Genomic DNA, 350 nt, shown 5'->3' with positions numbered 1-350 from the left:
GGACGCCGCGCTGGCGGTTCGCGTCTGCCTTGATCAGACTGGCGTCCACCGCAAAACCTTCACCGCCAACCAGACCTTCCTGGATGCAGCGCGAGACAGTCATCTCGAACAGCTGCCGTAACAGATCACTGTCCCGAAAGCGGCCGTGCCGGTTCTTCGAAAATGTGGAGTGGTCAGGCACCGCCCCGTCGAGACCCAGACGGCAGAACCAGCGATAGGCCAGGTTGAGATGCACTTCCTCGCACAGCCGCCGCTCAGACCGGATTCCCAAACAGTAGCCGATCAGTAGAATCCGGATCATCAGTTCAGGATCGACCGAGGGCCGGCCTGTCTCGCTATAGAATGGCCGC

General features: G+C 60.9%; 1 protein-coding gene. It reads right to left on the bottom strand.

Annotated features, from left to right (window positions below; all coding sequences use genetic code 11):
- A partial coding sequence (locus MJ601_RS21845; protein WP_242130493.1) for a transposase occupies positions 1 to 350 on the bottom strand: 350 nt, incomplete at both ends.

Origin of the sequence: Sphingobium trunci (genome assembly GCF_022664535.1) — a bacterium.
Classification (GTDB): Bacteria; Pseudomonadota; Alphaproteobacteria; order Sphingomonadales; family Sphingomonadaceae; genus Sphingobium.
This window is presented reverse-complemented; position numbering and strand designations above follow the sequence as displayed.